At 73.1% G+C, this 14,327-nt stretch carries 10 protein-coding genes; 6 read left to right on the plus strand and 4 right to left on the minus strand.

The features are described 5' to 3' along the window. The first annotated feature begins 10 nt into the window (after positions 1 to 10). Positions 11 to 454 (plus strand): GNAT family N-acetyltransferase, encoded by a 444-nt coding sequence (locus Sco07f_RS07545; protein ID WP_087790125.1) that lies wholly within the window; start codon positions 11 to 13, stop codon positions 452 to 454. 104 nt (positions 455 to 558) lie between these two features. Here the strand turns inward: Sco07f_RS07545 and Sco07f_RS07555 are convergent, their stop codons facing one another. After that, positions 559 to 2,742 carry an FG-GAP-like repeat-containing protein gene (locus tag Sco07f_RS07555; RefSeq protein ID WP_159106927.1) on the minus strand — a complete coding sequence of 728 codons (2,184 nt, stop codon included), beginning with the start codon at positions 2,740 to 2,742 and terminating at the stop codon, positions 559 to 561. A gap of 275 nt (positions 2,743 to 3,017) precedes the next feature. Here Sco07f_RS07555 and Sco07f_RS07560 point away from each other — a divergent pair, with 275 nt between their 5' ends. The 4 genes from Sco07f_RS07560 to Sco07f_RS07575 all read left to right on the plus strand — a co-directional run bounded on the left by Sco07f_RS07560 (position 3,018) and on the right by Sco07f_RS07575 (position 7,721). Next, positions 3,018 to 4,295 (plus strand): aspartate kinase, encoded by a 1,278-nt coding sequence (locus Sco07f_RS07560; RefSeq protein ID WP_007451879.1) that lies wholly within the window; start codon positions 3,018 to 3,020, stop codon positions 4,293 to 4,295. Further along, positions 4,295 to 5,380 carry an aspartate-semialdehyde dehydrogenase gene (locus Sco07f_RS07565; protein ID WP_007451880.1) on the plus strand — a complete coding sequence of 362 codons (1,086 nt, stop codon included), beginning with the start codon at positions 4,295 to 4,297 and terminating at the stop codon, positions 5,378 to 5,380. Before Sco07f_RS07560 ends, Sco07f_RS07565 begins: the two co-directional genes overlap by 1 nt. 554 nt (positions 5,381 to 5,934) lie before the next feature. Then, the gene (locus tag Sco07f_RS07570; protein WP_007451881.1) at positions 5,935 to 6,507 is read left to right on the plus strand and encodes a SigE family RNA polymerase sigma factor; all 573 of its coding nucleotides are present in this window, start codon (positions 5,935 to 5,937) and stop codon (positions 6,505 to 6,507) included. Then, positions 6,504 to 7,721, plus strand: a complete 1,218-nt coding sequence (locus tag Sco07f_RS07575) for a hypothetical protein (protein ID WP_244941997.1) — start codon at positions 6,504 to 6,506, stop codon at positions 7,719 to 7,721. The genes Sco07f_RS07570 and Sco07f_RS07575 overlap by 4 nt, the downstream gene beginning before the upstream one ends. Positions 7,722 to 7,735: 14 nt before the next feature. Here the strand turns inward: Sco07f_RS07575 and Sco07f_RS07580 are convergent, their stop codons facing one another. Beyond that, positions 7,736 to 8,608: an SURF1 family protein gene (locus Sco07f_RS07580; protein ID WP_174855317.1), complete on the minus strand. Its 873-nt coding sequence runs from the start codon at positions 8,606 to 8,608 to the stop codon at positions 7,736 to 7,738. Between the two features lie 144 nt (positions 8,609 to 8,752). Between Sco07f_RS07580 and Sco07f_RS07585 the strand changes: the two genes are divergently transcribed. Next, positions 8,753 to 10,630, plus strand: coding sequence for a S9 family peptidase (locus tag Sco07f_RS07585; RefSeq protein WP_244941998.1), 1,878 nt, complete (start codon positions 8,753 to 8,755; stop codon positions 10,628 to 10,630). Between the two features lie 369 nt (positions 10,631 to 10,999). Here Sco07f_RS07585 and Sco07f_RS07590 read toward each other — a convergent pair whose 3' ends face one another. Together Sco07f_RS07590 and Sco07f_RS07595 are read right to left on the minus strand one after the other, a co-directional pair. Next, positions 11,000 to 12,871 carry an NAD-binding protein gene (locus tag Sco07f_RS07590; protein WP_007452058.1) on the minus strand — a complete coding sequence of 624 codons (1,872 nt, stop codon included), beginning with the start codon at positions 12,869 to 12,871 and terminating at the stop codon, positions 11,000 to 11,002. Between the two features lie 348 nt (positions 12,872 to 13,219). Next, positions 13,220 to 14,302 carry a PucR family transcriptional regulator gene (locus Sco07f_RS07595; RefSeq protein ID WP_087790122.1) on the minus strand — a complete coding sequence of 361 codons (1,083 nt, stop codon included), beginning with the start codon at positions 14,300 to 14,302 and terminating at the stop codon, positions 13,220 to 13,222. Between the last annotated feature and the right edge of the window lie 25 nt (positions 14,303 to 14,327).

Raw genomic sequence — 14,327 nt, forward strand, 5'->3', positions numbered from 1 at the left:
CAAGGAAGACATGACGTCGGAGAACCACACCTGGACCCATCGCCTCGACGAGGTGGACCTCGACGAGCTGTCCCGGCTGTACCTGCTGGCCCCCTTGGGCAACAAGCCTCCCGAGGTGCTCGCCACCGTGTTCGGCAACAGCCGCTACATGTGCTTCGTCCACGCCGGTGACGTCCTCGTCGGCGCGGGGCGCGCACTGGCCGACGGCGTCGACTGCGCCTGCATCGCCGACGTGGCCGTCCATCCCGAGCACCAGGGGCGGGGCCTCGGTTCGGACATCGTCCGCCGGCTCGTGGAGCTGGCGGAGGGCCACAAGAAGATCATCCTCTACGCCGCCCCCGGAACCGAGCCCTTCTACCGCGGGCTCGGCTTCCTCCACATGAACACGGCGATGGGGATCTGGTCCGACCCCCAACGGGCCGTCGGCATGGGACTGCTCCGCCCGGCGGACTGACCAGGCCGCCTCACCGGAGGGCCGTCGGGTCCGCGGCCGGTGGGGCGGCCGCCGCCCGGGGCACGTGCGGGACGCAGCGCCCCGGGCCGGTTGCCCGCCGCCGGTCAGAGCACCGCCGTGTGGTCCGGGTACGTGTTGAGGACGGTGTCGCCCTTCCGGCTGCCGAAGGGCGCGCGCCAGTTGCCGGTGCCGGGGTAGTAGTACGTGTACTCGGGACCGTAGGCGTACAGGTCGGGGTGTCCGTCGTGGTCGGCGTCGCCGATGCCGACGAGGTGCTGGTAGGTGTTCCAGCCGCCGCCGATCCGGGTGCGGGGCGCGAAGGTGCCGTCGCCCTTGCCGAGGTAGAGCCACAGGACGCCGGCCCGGTCGCGGGCGATCAGATCGCCCGTCGCGGCGCCGCCGATGTCGCCCGTGGCGATCAGGTCGTTGTAGACGCCCCAGCCGCCGCCGACCCGGGTGCGCTTGGCGAAGGGGGCCCGCCAGTCGCCGGTGCCCTTGTACAGCCACAGGACGCCGCTCTTGTCGGTGGCGAGGAGGTCGGCCCTGCCGTCGTTGGTGAGGTCGCTGCCCGCGGCGATCTTGTCGTAGGCGCCCCAGCCGCCGCCGATGCGGCTGCGGGTGGCGAAGGTGCCGTCGCCCTTGCTCAGGTAGAGCCAGAGGACGCCCGCCTTGTCGCGCGCGACCAGGTCTCCGTGCGCGGCGCCGCCCAGGTTGCCGCCCGCTTCGATCCGGTCGTAGGTGTTCCAGCCGCCGCCGACGAGCTTCTCCTCCGCCGTCCGGGTCAGTTGCCGGTCCAGCGGGGCGAAGTAGGAGTCGGTGCGCCACAGGCGGCCCGACGTGTCGCGGGCCAGGAGGTCAGGGCTGCCGTTGTCCGTGTAGTCGTGCGGCGCGGAGGCGCGTACCACCTTGAAGGTGCCGGACGCGGTCAGGGTCGGGCCGATGCCGTTGCGCGGACGGGCCGAGATGTCCCACGCGTAGTCGCCGTTGGGCGCGTCGGCCGTCGCGTGGTCGACGTCGCCCAGCCAGTCGAAGGTGAAGCCGGTCGACTCGGGCCCGTAGAAGACCGCCTGGGTGAGCTTCCTGGTGCGCTTGTGACGCAGTGTCACCCACAGTTCCGCGTTGTCCCGCGACAGCGTCCAGCGCAGCTTGGCCCGGCCGCCGTCGCGGTCGAGGTGGATCACCTCGGGGACGTTGTGGCCGACGAGGGCGAGGCTGGTCGGTTCGCCGGTGCTCGCGACCATGGCCGCGGTCGGGGTGTCGTCGGCGTCGACGGTGATGCGGTAGACGCCCTCGCCCTCGGCGACGGTGCCGCCGCGTGCGTAGAGGACACCGTCGGGGGCGACGGCGGCGGACGTGAGGTGGTCCAGCAGCTTGGTGGCGACCCCGGTCTTCAGGTCGCGGGCGGTCAGGTCGTGCAGGGTGCTCTCGTAGGCGTCGGTCAGGCCGCCGGGGTCGCCGTGCACCACGTGGTCGCCCTGGAGACCGACCTGGATGTCACGGGCCGGCGAGGCGGGCAGTTTGATCCGCTGCGTCCCGCCCGTGGCGCGCGTGCGGACCATGATGCTGGTCCGCTCCGAGCCGTACTCGACCCAGGCGACGTAGTCCGCAGAGACGGCGATGTCGCCGTTGCCGGTCGGTTCGTCCCGCAGGCCGGTCTCCGTCACGGCGCCGGTGGCGAGGTCGATCAGGCCCCAGTACTTCTTGCCGCCGCTGGTGTAGGTGATCAGGCCGTGAGCGGCGGTGCCGGACGAGATCCTGCGGTTGGTGGCGTCGGCCGGAAGGCCGGTCACCGGGGACCTTCCGGCGCCCTTGGTGTGCATGAACAGGTCGGCGCCCGCGGGTGAGCTGCTGTCCGTGCTGAAAAGTGCCTGACCCGCCGCACCCGCGTAGTCGAGACCGGCGGCCGGCTGGACGAAGACGTCGAAGACCGTGCGGCCGGTGGCCACGTCCCGCAGCTCCGCCGTGTCGCGGCGCGGCTGTACGGCCACCAGGTCGCCGTATCCGGTGGCCTGCATGGGCAGGCTGTCGGCCAGGTCGGTCACCGCGCCGTCCGAGGCCCGCACCCAGGCCCGGTCGCTCTTGGTGCTGTCCCAGGTCAGGTAGCCCGATGCGGTGACTGCCACGATCTTGTGGCCGACCGGGAAGGCGGTCGCGGCGATCGCGGCCGCCTGCTGGGCCGGTGGGGCGGCCACGGCCGGAAGTGCCGGAAGGCCGGCGGCGCCGACGGCGGCGGCGAGAACGGCGGCGGCGACGGCGAGTCGTCCGCGCACCGGGCGTGCGTGTGACAAGGCGGTGATCCTCCCCAGGTGCGGCGCACCACGCGCCGGCGGAGGATCAGACTCCCCGCCGACCGGCGAGGTTGTGGCCCGATGGCCTTGTGAACGTGTGACACACCGCACTTTCCCGAGTGACCCGCGTCCCCCTGGGCATGAGCCAGCCTGAGCGAGTACCCGGGTCTCACCATGCGATACCGCAGGGGCGAACCCCGGACGCTCGGTAAAATGAGCCGACCGCAGTACATACACGTACGTGCGGAAAGAGACGGATTGAGCGAGGAGCGCACGTGGGCCTTGTCGTGCAGAAGTACGGAGGCTCCTCCGTAGCCGATGCCGAAGGCATCAAGCGCGTCGCCAAGCGGATCGTGGAAGCGAAGAAGAACGGCAACCAGGTGGTCGCCGTCGTTTCCGCGATGGGCGACACGACGGACGAGCTGATCGATCTCGCCGAGCAGGTTTCCCCGATCCCTGCCGGGCGCGAACTCGACATGCTGCTGACCGCCGGAGAGCGTATCTCCATGGCGCTGCTGGCCATGGCGATCAAAAACCTGGGACACGAGGCCCAGTCGTTCACCGGCAGCCAGGCCGGAGTCATCACCGACTCGGTCCACAACAAGGCCCGGATCATCGACGTGACGCCGGGGCGCATCAAGACCTCGGTGGACGAGGGCAACGTCGCCATCGTGGCCGGCTTCCAGGGCGTCAGCCAGGACAGCAAGGACATCACCACGCTGGGCCGCGGCGGTTCCGACACCACGGCCGTCGCCCTCGCCGCCGCGCTCGACGCGGACGTCTGCGAGATCTACACGGACGTCGACGGCGTGTTCACCGCCGACCCGCGCGTGGTGCCGAAGGCGAAGAAGATCGACTGGATCTCCTTCGAGGACATGCTGGAGCTCGCTGCCTCCGGCTCCAAGGTGCTGCTCCACCGTTGCGTGGAGTACGCCCGCCGGTACAACATCCCGATCCACGTGCGGTCCAGCTTCAGCGGACTGCAGGGCACGTGGGTCAGCAGCGAGCCGATCAAGCAAGGGGAAAAGCACGTGGAGCAGGCCCTCATCTCCGGAGTCGCGCACGACACCTCCGAGGCCAAGGTCACGGTCGTCGGGGTGCCCGACAAGCCGGGCGAGGCGGCCGCGATCTTCCGCGCCATCGCCGACGCCCAGGTCAACATCGACATGGTCGTGCAGAACGTGTCCGCCGCCTCCACGGGCCTGACGGACATCTCGTTCACGCTGCCCAAGACCGAGGGCCGCAAGGCCATCGACGCGCTGGAGAGGAACCGGCCGGGCATCGGCTTCGACTCGCTGCGCTACGACGACCAGATCGGCAAGATCTCCCTGGTCGGCGCCGGTATGAAGAGCAACCCGGGCGTCACCGCCGACTTCTTCACCGCGCTCTCCGACGCCGGCGTGAACATCGAGCTGATCTCGACCTCCGAGATCCGCATCTCGGTCGTCACCCGCAAGGACGACGTGAACGAGGCCGTGCGCGCCGTGCACACCGCCTTCGGGCTGGACTCCGACAGCGACGAGGCCGTCGTCTACGGGGGCACCGGACGCTGATGTCCGGCATGCAGGACGGCGGCCGGGACGGCCGTACCGGCAGGCCCACGCTCGCCGTCGTGGGTGCGACCGGTGCCGTCGGCTCGGTCATGCTCCAGATCCTGTCCCAGCACGCGGACGTCTGGGGCGACATCCGCCTGATCGCCTCCCCGCGCTCGGCCGGCCGCAAGCTGGCCGTACGGGGGGAGGAGGTCGAGGTGGTGGCGCTCGCCGAGGAGGCCTTCGACGGGGTCGACGTCGCCATGTTCGACGTGCCCGACGAGGTCTCCGCGCAGTGGGCGCCGGTCGCCGCCGCCAAGGGCGTGGTGGTGGTCGACAACTCCGGCGCGTTCCGGATGGACCCGGACGTGCCGCTCGTCGTGCCCGAGGTCAACCCGCACGCGGTGCGGATGCGGCCGCGCGGGATCGTCGCCAACCCGAACTGCACGACGCTGTCCATGATCGTGGCGCTGGGCGCGCTGCACGCCGAGTTCGGGCTGCGCGAGCTGGTCGTCTCCTCGTACCAGGCGGTCAGCGGGGCCGGGCGGGACGGCGTGGACACGCTGCGCCGGCAGCTGTCGCTGGTGGCCGGCACCGAGTTGGGGACCCACCCCGGTGACGTGCGGCGGGCCGTCGGCGACGACACCGGCCCGTTCCCGGAGCCGGTCGCGCTGAACGTCGTACCGTGGGCCGGATCGCTGCGGGAGGACGGCTGGTCGTCGGAGGAGATGAAGGTGCGGGACGAGTCCCGCAAGATCCTCGGGCTGCCTCGGCTGCCGGTCGCCGTGACCTGCGTGCGGGTCCCGGTGGTGACCACGCACTCACTGACTGTGCACGCCCGTTTCGAGGGCGAGGTCAGTGTCGAGGGGGCCCGGGAGATCCTGGCCACCGCGCCCGGCGTCGTCCTGTTCGACAACCCGGCCGCCGGGGAGTTTCCGACGCCCGCCGACGCGGTCGGCACCGACCCGACCTGGGTCGGCCGGGTGCGCCGGGCCCTCGACGACCCGACCGCGCTCGAACTCTTCGTGTGCGGCGACAACCTCCGCAAGGGCGCCGCGCTGAACACCGCGCAGATCGCGGAACTGGTGGCGGCCGAGTTCGGCTGACCCACGGTCAGAGACGGATCGGTGGGGCAAAAGCCCTGGCTGCCATGGATTTCATTTGTAGGATCCATGGACGAGATGTGATCCGGAAGTTGGTCCGGACTACTTGTACCGGGCACCCGTGCCGTCAGAGGATTTCCTCCCCGCCCTCCGCAACCGTGCGAGCGGCGGGGAGCGTCTTTGCGGTCACCCATTCGGGGCGCGGGGACGCGTGGGTCGGCGTGGGGACGCCGAGGACGGGCGTGGGGACGCCCGTGCACACGGGACATAGGGGAAGAGCGGACGATGAGGGCCTATGACGCACCGTCAGGCGGCTGGCTGCCCGGGAGACGGTCCGGACCGTACGGACTTTCCGGACTCTCCGGATTCTCCGGACGGTTGCCCGGCGGACGCCGGAACGTGACGTCCGGCACGTACAACCCTCACGGGGGTGGACGTGTCCAACTGGCGTGGCAGAGGTCCTCGAATTCACCGCAGGAGCACGGGGGGCGGCACTGCGCCCGCCCGTCCCGCCCGCCCGGTCCGTCCGTCCCCGCGTGGCCGGTCCGGCCGGTGGCATGCCGGTGATCGCGCCCATGCCCGCAGCGCGGCCGGCCCGCATATCGAACCAGCGCGACGGCGCCGAGGAAGTGGCGGCGGGAACCACCGTCGACCACCTCACCGAGACCTACCGGGCGCACTACCGCTCGCTGCTCGGCCTCGCCGCCCTCCTCCTCGACGACACGGCCTCCTGCGAGGACGTGGTCCAGGAGGCCTTCATCCGGGTCCACTCGGCGCGCAAACGCGTCCGCGACCCGGAGAAGACCCTGGCGTACCTGCGTCAGACCGTCGTGAACCTCTCGCGCTCGGCGCTGCGCCGCCGCATCCTCGGCCTCAAGCTCCTCTCCAAGCCCATGCCCGACATGGCGAGCGCGGAGGAGGGCGCCTACGACCAGCTGGAGCGGGACTCCCTGATCAAGGCGATGAAGGGCTTGCAGCGCAGGCAGCGCGAGGTGCTGGTCCTGCGCTACTTCGCCGACATGACGGAGTCGCAGGTCGCCGAGACGCTCGGCATATCCCTGGGCTCGGTCAAGGCGTACGGTTCACGCGGGATCGCGGCGCTCAGGGTGGCCATGGAGGCTCCGGCATGAGCGACGGCAACGACGCGCGACCGGACGCCCGTGAGGGGCGCGAGGAGCATGACGCGCGACCGGACGCCCGCGAGGGGCACGACGCGCCCGCCGCACCGGACGGCGGGCGAGAGCAGCACACGCACACGCACGCTGGGAACGGAACTGTGAACCACGGCCCCGCCGAGCAGGGCCCCGACGCTCCGGGGACCGACGGTCCGGCCACCGACGAGGCCGCGCTGCGCGCGATGATGCAGCGGGCGGTCGGGGAGATGGAGCCGAGCGACGGCACCCTGGAGCACCTGCGGCGGGCCGTGCCCGCGCGGCGGGCCCGCAAGCGCCAGGCCTTCGTCGGCGCGGCGGCCGCCGCCCTCTTCCTCGGCACGGCGGTCCCCGCCCTCGTGCACGTCTCCAACTCCACCGGAGCGGGTGCCGACCCGTCCGTCGCGGGCAACGCCTCACAGGCCCAGGGCGGCGCCTCCCAGGGCAAGGACCCGGCCGGCGGCCAGAGCGGCGTCGCCGGTTCCGGGGACACCGCCAAGGGCAAGGACAAGGCCGACCCCGAGGAGACGCCCGGCAGCAAGGAGTCCGGCGCCGCGACGGGCTCGGCCCCCTCGGGCGTGCCCAGCGCCAGCAGCCCCGCCGACGTCCCCGCCTGCGCACCCGGGTCGCTCGGCCCGGCCGTCGCCAGCAGCGCGGCCCCCGACTCCACGGGCGTGGTCTACGGCTCCTTCCGGGTCACCAACGTCTCCCCGGGCGGCTGCACCGTCACCGGTCCCGGCAGTGTGGTCACCACCTCGCTGGGCGCCGCGGACGCCGGCCGGGTCGGCACCGCCCGGCACGCCGCCGGGGACGCCGCGGCCGGACTGCCCGACCCGTCGCTGGAGGCGCCTTCGCTGACCCTGGCGCCGGGGGCGGCGTACGAGGTGCGGTTCGCCTGGGTGCCCTCGGAGACCTGTCCCACCACCGGCGGCCCCACGGGGGGCGGCACGGGCGGGCCCTCGCCCGATCCCTCGCCCTCCGGGGACACGACCGCCTCGGGCGGCAACTCCGCGGCCGGCGGCGGCGAGGCGGGCCCCACGGCCCAGCTGGTCACCGAGGACGGCCCGGCCGAGGGAAGCGTGTCGGTGACGTACAGCCCCGAGGGCGGCTCCGGCTCGGCGACGGCCACCGTGACCAACGCGTGCGTGGGGACCGTGTACTGGACGGGGCTGCTGGCGGACCCGGGGGCGTAAGGCCCCCGCGGGGCTCAGGAGATGAGCCCCGCCTCGGTCTCCTCGGCCTTGTTCTCCCCGGTCTTGTCCCCGGCCGTGCCGGCCTCTCTGTTCTCGCTGCCGCCGCCGCTACCGCTGCCCTCGTCGTCCTCCGTGGTCAGGCCCAGCTCCGCGTCCCGGGCGAGCTCGACCTCGCGGCGCAGCAGCCGGAACCACATGAAGATCACGAAGCCGACGAAGGCGAACCACTCGGCGGTGTAGCCCAGGTTCTGGAAGGCCTTCAGGTCGAGACCCGTGCCCTGCGGCGCGCTCACGGGCACGGCACGCATCCCGGAGTCGCCCTCGTTCAGCGTGACCCACGCGTCGTACACGTCGTACGGAACGAGGTTGAGCAGCGTCGCCGCGCTGATCGCGCCGGTCTGCCCCTCGGGCCACCCGGAGCGGCCGCTGACGCCGTTCGCGCCGGGGGACTCGGCGGCCTGGAGCGCCCCGGTGACGGTGACCTCGCCGGTGGGCGGTGCCGGGGCCCTGGCCGGGTCGGGCTCGCCGGGCAGCCAGCCGCGCACGACGGGCAGGGCCTCGCCGCCGTCGGTGCGCAGGAGGGTGAGGACGTAGAAGCCCTCCCGGTCGTCCAGCTCCCGCTCCGGGACCAGCAGCTGGTCCTCGTACCGGCCGGTGACGGTGGTCTGCTTGCCGACCGTCGCCTTGTCCACGGGCAGCAGCTCGCTCAGCGGGCGCGCCGCCTCCCGGCGGGCCGACTCGTGCTGCGTGGAGGCGGTCTCGTGATCCTGCACCCGGTCCTCGAACCGGCCGAGCTGCCAGGAACCCATGAAGATGCAGAAGGGGATGGCCAGGACGACGAAGACGTTGATCCCCCACCATCGGGGCGTCAGCAGAAACCGGTACACGCCCTCCACGGTACGGTGCGCGCCCGCAGGACCCCGCCGCGGGGCTGTGGAAAACGTGGGGGAGGGGGAACGGCCCGGGGGAGGTTGTCCACAGGCTGGGGATCCCTTCTGCGCGTGGTCGCCCGGTCGGGGCAGTATGGGGCCATGACTGAGAGCAACGGGTCCGTTCCGCCGGACAGGGAAGCGGCCGTGGACGTGGACAGGGACGGGCGGGCCGTGAACGGGCGGCCGACGCAGGGCGAGCAGGTGCCCGACTGGGAGAAGCGGTTCCGGGCGCCGCGGGTGTCGCTGCCCGACTGGGCCGAGGACGCCCCGGACCGCTCACTGTTCGTGTCGAACGCGACGGGGACGTACGAGCTGTACGCCTGGGACCGCTCGAGCGGGCAGCAGCGCCAGGTCACGGACCGGCCCAACGGCACGACGGACGGGGTGCTTGCGCCCGACGGCGACTGGATCTGGTGGTTCGACGACAAGGACGGCGACGAGTTCGGCGTCTGGCGCCGCCAGCCCTTCGAGGGCGGCGCGGACGAGCCCGCCGTGCCGGGCCTGGACCCCTCCTACCCGGCCGGCCTGGCCCTCGGCCGGGACGGGCGCACGGCGGTGGTCGGCCGCTCGACGGACGAGGACGGTACGACGATCCACCTCGCGTACGCGGGCGGACCCCCGTCGGAGATCTACCGGCACCGCGAGTCCGCGGGCGTCGGCGATCTCTCCCACGACGGCTCCCTCATCGCGATCGAGCACACCGAGCACGGCGACGCCATGCACTCGGCGCTGCGCGTCCTGCGCCCCGACGGCAGCAAGGTCGCCGAGCTGGACGACACCGAGGGCGGAGAGAAGGAGCTGGGCCTGGAGGTCCTGGGCTTCGCGCCGGTCGACGGCGACACCCGCCTGCTCATCGGCCACCAGCGCCGCGGCCGCTGGGAGCCCCTGGTGTGGGACGTGGCGACGGGCGAGCAGACCGACCTCGCCCTGGAGCTGCCCGGTGACGTCAGCGCGGAGTGGTATCCGGACGGCTCCGCCCTGCTGATCGTGCACGGCTTCGAGGCCCGCAGCGAGCTGTTCCGCTACGACTTCGCCGAGCGCGGGCTGACGGAGATCGACACCCCCGCGGGCACCGTCTCCGGGGCGACGGCACGCCCCGACGGCAGCGTGGAGTACCTGTGGTCCTCGGCCGCCGAGCCGTCGGCCGTCCGCTCCACCACCGGCCGCGTCGTCCTGGACCCGCCCGGCCCGAAGTCGCCCCGCTCGGTCCCGGTGGAGGACGTGTGGGTGGAGGGCCCCGGTGGCCGCATCCACGCCCTGGTCCAGAAGCCCGCCGGCGCCACCGGCCCGCTCCCGACGGTCTTCGACATCCACGGCGGCCCGACCTGGCACGACAGCGACGCCTTCGCCGCGGGCCCGGCCGCCTGGGTCGACCACGGGTACGCGGTGGTCCGCGTCAACTACCGGGGCTCCACCGGGTACGGCCGCGCGTGGACCGACGCCCTCAAGCACCGGGTGGGCCTCATCGAGCTGGAGGACATCGCGGCGGTGCGGGAATGGGCGGTGACCTCGGGCCTCGCGGACCCCGAGCGCCTGATCCTCACCGGCGGCTCCTGGGGCGGCTACCTCACCCTCCTCGGCATCGGCACCCAGCCCGAGGCCTGGACACTGGGCATCGCTGCCGTGCCGGTGGCCGACTACGTCACGGCGTACCACGACGAGATGGAGGGCTTGAAGGCCCTCGACCGCACACTGCTGGGCGGCACCCCCGAGGAGGTCCCCGAGCGCTTCGAGGCGTCCTCCCCGCTGACCTACGTCGACGACGTCAAGGCCCCGGTGTACATCTCGGCGGGCGTCAACGACCCGCGCTGCCCGATCCGCCAGGTCGAGAACTACGTCGAGCGCCTGGAGTCCAGAGGCGCCGTCCACGAGGTCTACCGCTACGACGCGGGCCACGGCTCCCTGGTCGTCGACGAACGCATCAAGCAGGTGGCCCTGGAACTGGACTTCGCAGAAAGGCACTTGCCCAAGCGCTAACCTCCCCGCCCACCCACCCCGCCCCCGACGCGACTCCCCACCCACCCGACCGAACCTCCAGACAGGCTCCCCGGCCGACCGAGCACGTCTCCCCGGCGGCTTCTCGGCCGGGCCGAGCGGATCTCCTGGGCGGCTCCCTGGCCGACCGAGTCCCGGCCGGGCCGAGCCGGTCTCCGGGGCGGCTTCCCGGCCGACCGAGTCCCGGCCGGGCGAGCCCCGGCCGGGCGACTACGTCTCCGCGGTGGTTTCCTGCCCGGCCGAGCCGGTCTCCGTGGGGGCCCTCTTGTCCGACCGAGTCGGGTGGTGGGTGGGCATAGGCCGGGGGTCCAGGGGGCGGCGCCCCCTGGCGGGGTCGTAGGGGCGGCGCCCCTACACGTCCGCCCCCCGCCGGGCCCGCCGCCCCAGCAACTCCGCCAGCCCCCTCCGCGTCGCCGCCAACACCACCCGGTCCGAGCCCCGCAGGACATACGTGTCGGGCAGCTCCCACACCAACCGAGATTCCCGCGCCCCCTGCTGGGCAGCGCCCTCCCCCCGCTCACCGTCGGAGACCTCGAGCGCCAGCACCCGCCACGCCCCCGCCCGGAACGCCTCCCCCACCGTCTTCCCCTCCAACTGCGGATACCCCGCGACCTCCACCGCCGCGAACAACAGCACCCGCCGCTCGACGGGGATCGCCCCCAGGATCTGCCGCCCCATCATCGCCCCGGCGAAGGACGGCGCCGCCAGATGCGTCACGCTCCGGCTCCGGGTGAGCGCGGAGGGGTGCGCCGCACGCAGGGTGCGGTACGCGGCGGTCGCGAAGTCGTCGTCGTACAGCCGCAGCACCACCCGCACCCGCGACCGTACGGACCGGGCGTACAGCACCGCCTCCAGGTTCGTCGTGTCCACGCTGGTGAGGGCGAGCAGCGAGTGCGCCCGGTGGATCTTGGCGGCCTCCAGGACGCCCTCCTGGGTGACGTCCCCGAGCACCACCGGCACCCGCAGCCGGCGCGCCGTCGCCATGCCGCGCGCCTCGGGGTCGGCCTCGACGCACACCACGGGGATGTCCATCTCCCGCAACCGGGTCAGCACGCGCGTGCCGATCTTGCCGAGACCCAGCAGGACGACGTGCCCGCCGAGCCCGCGCGGCGGCTTCCGCAGGGACGACGCGGTGCGGAAGGTGCCGAGGGCCTCCAGTACGGCCGCCAGCAGGACGGGCAGCAGCAGCAGTCCGACGAACCCGGAGAGGAGTTGCAGGATCTGGCGCCCGATGTCGTCGTTGTGCGCGGGTTCGTTGATGGAGAACAGATCGAGCAGGGTCACGTACGTGGCGTGCAGTGGATGGTCGCCGGTGACCACCATCAGCGCCACGGCGAGCGCGACCACGCACGCCGCCAGCCCGGCCAGCGACCACCGCAGCCGGCGTGAGAACAGCTCGCCGAAGGCGGGCACACCGGCCCGTCCGGCGGGCAGCGGCGGCCCGGAGTAGGACACCTGCTCCAGCGCCACGGTCCCGCGTCCGGTGGCCGCCTCCACCGCCGCCGCGTCGGGCAGCAGTTGCGGCCCGTGCTCGCCGCTGTCCTCCGAACCGTCCGCGCCGGCGGGGTCGTTGCTCGTCGCGGAGAGCAGCGCGAGGGTGCACAGTCCCGGGTCGGCCACCTCGCCGGGGCGGGGCGGGTTCCGTTCGACGGCGCGCAGCAGGATGCCGTCCGCCTCGACGATCTTGCTGGTGCCGACGAGGGCGGTGGCCGCCAGCGCGGGCGCGGCGGTGTCGGCGTCGGACAGCACGGTCGTGGACCCGGATCCGGAGCCGGGGCCGCCGCCGGTCGCCAGCGCGGCGCTCTGGTCGAGGAGTTCCTCGATGTGCTGGCCCAGGCGCCGGTTGTACAGGCGCAGGACCAGGCGCAGACGCGGGTTGAGCCGGCGCGCGGTCAGGGCGGCGCGGATGTTGGTCTCGTCGTCGTCGTACACGAGGGCCAGCGCGGTGGCCCGTTCGACGCCGGCGTCCGCGAGCACGTCCTCGGTCGGCTCGGTGGCCTCCAGTTCGCGGCCGGTGCCGCTCTGGTCGCCGTTGCCCGACCGGTTGACGGCCGCGTTGACCATGTCGAGCAGCGCCGCCGAGGCCGCGCGGGCCCGTCCGACCACCGGCTGGCGCACCCGGTGCCCGGAGGGCGGGACGACCAGTGTGACCTGTTCGCGGTAGACGCCGCGCAGTTCGGCGGCCAGCCGGTGCGCCAGCCCGTCGTCGCCGCACACCACCATGTGCGCGTATCCGTCGCCCTGCGGAACCTGGTTCGGAACGCTCCCCGTATGAGTTCCCATTTGGGGAAGGACAGTACAGGCACCGGGTGCGGTTCCAGGGGTGCCGGAACTGATCGAGGGCGGCACCGAAGACGCGGGAAGGTTGCCGGAGCCCGGCAATGACAGCCTGTCGCGCCACGTGTGACGATGCGTCTCACCGAAGCTCAGCGACGGGCGGGACGGGGGACGTCACGCACGGCCCGGTCTTCCCGACCGGGTGTCATGGGGGTGACATGGGGGGCGTGCTGCCCGCCCTGTCGCTGGTCTTCGGGCGGGAGCGGGGCGGATTCCCGGATTCGGGAGGCGCCCCTAGACCTCCTGCGCGGGCCACCCCAGCAGCCGGGCCCCGATGACCGCGGTCTGCAACGTGTAGCGGTGCACCGGTTCGGAGGCGTCCGCCCCCGTCAGCTGGTGGATGCGGTCCAGCCGGTAGGTGAGCGCCCGCACGCTGAGCGCGAGCCGCCGGGCGGCCTCGGCCGCGGTGCAGCCCGCGTCGAAGTACACCTCCAGGGTGCGCAGCAGCGGCTCGGCACCGCCGCGGGCCTCGCGCAGCGGGCCCAGCACGCTCAGCACCAGGTCGGCCATCGCCTGCCGGTCCCGGGCGAGGACCGGGTAGACCAGCATGTCGGCGGCGCGGACCACGGGCTCCTCGATGCCCAGCCGGTCGGCGAGTTCGAGGGTGCTGAGCGCTTCCTCGTAGCTGTGCACCACGCCGCCCGCGCCGCTCTGGGGGCGCCCGATGGCGACCCGGCTGCCGTCCGTGGCGGCGTAGGCCTGCTTGGCGAAGAAGGCCAGGACGTCGTCCTGGTCGCCGGGGGCGATGCAGATCAACTGTCCGTTCTTGGTGGTGATCAGGACGCGCCGGTCGCCGAAGCGGGCGATGAGCGCGGTCTCCACGATCCGGGTGACCGGCGCGGTGTCGTCGTACGCGTCCGGGCCCTCGGCCACCGCGACGGCGTGGGCGCGGGAGAGGACGAGCCCGAACCGTTCGGCGCGTTCGGCGAGGCGGCCCAGGTCGCTGCGCCCGTAGAGCAGGTCGTCGATGAACTCCCGGCGCGCGGCCTCCTCCTGGCGCACCGCGAGCCGCTGTGCGCGTTCGTATCCCTCGGCGAAGGCGTCCACGGCCTGCGCGACGGCGGCGAGCACGCTGCCGGTGACATCGGAACCCGCCCCCGCCGATCCGCCGCCGGGCCAGGACGTCCGCGTGGCGTCCAGGTGCAGCCGCACGAGGCTGCGCAGGCTGTGCCCCGCCTCGGCGGCCTGCTCACCGAAGAGCCGCCGTCCCTCCAGTTCGTCGCGGGTCAGCCTGCGCCCGGTGTCGGCGGCCCCCGCCAGGATCTCGGCATACCCGGTCAGGTACGTCTCCAGCTGGTCCGTCCCCAGGTCCGTCACCCCGTGCCTCCCCTGCCGGCCACGC

This window comes from Streptomyces coelicoflavus, from assembly GCF_003112555.1.
Taxonomy (GTDB): domain Bacteria; phylum Actinomycetota; class Actinomycetes; order Streptomycetales; family Streptomycetaceae; genus Streptomyces; species Streptomyces coelicoflavus.